Source organism: Exiguobacterium sp. HSB13 (assembly GCF_056764755.1).
The window spans coordinates 1-478 of sequence record NZ_JBUZOM010000026.1; the positions used below are offsets into that span (position 1 = coordinate 1).

1 protein-coding gene is annotated in these 478 nt (G+C 49.2%); it reads left to right on the top strand.

All coding sequences use genetic code 11. The features are described 5' to 3' along the window. On the top strand, window positions 1-425 hold a 425-nt coding region (locus ACZGCQ_RS16865), incomplete at its 5' end, for a substrate-binding domain-containing protein (protein ID WP_481266884.1). Window positions 426-478 lie beyond the last annotated feature (53 nt).

Here is a 478-nt window from a genome sequence, read left to right on the forward strand (position 1 = left end):
GGTTTGATACCGTCGATTCTGATTTTAAACGTGCGACGATTGCGAGTCTCGAGCACTTTTATGAACTCGGTCATCGACAGATCGCGTTCATCGGTGGTCATCGTGTCATCATGAATCAAAGCGGTGAGTCGTTCATGAGTGAAGGAGAGGATCGCTATCAGACGTACGTCTCTTGGATGAAACAAAAAGAATTGTCTGAGCATATATACGGTCTGCTTTGCGAATGGAAAACACTCGAAGGACTTCGGCTAGGGGAGCAACTGTCTGAACATCGGGATGTCACCGCGGTACTCGTCGCCAGTGATCCGTTGGCAGTCGGCGTGTACCGGGCAGTCCAGCGGACCGGTTATCCGATACTGGAAGACATCTCCATCTCGAGCTTTGCTGATATCGAAATCTCCGAATTCTTAACACCTTCCTCATAGACAGTGAAGGTCCAAACCGTAGAGTAACTGTCTTGTATACTCGTCAGACGCTG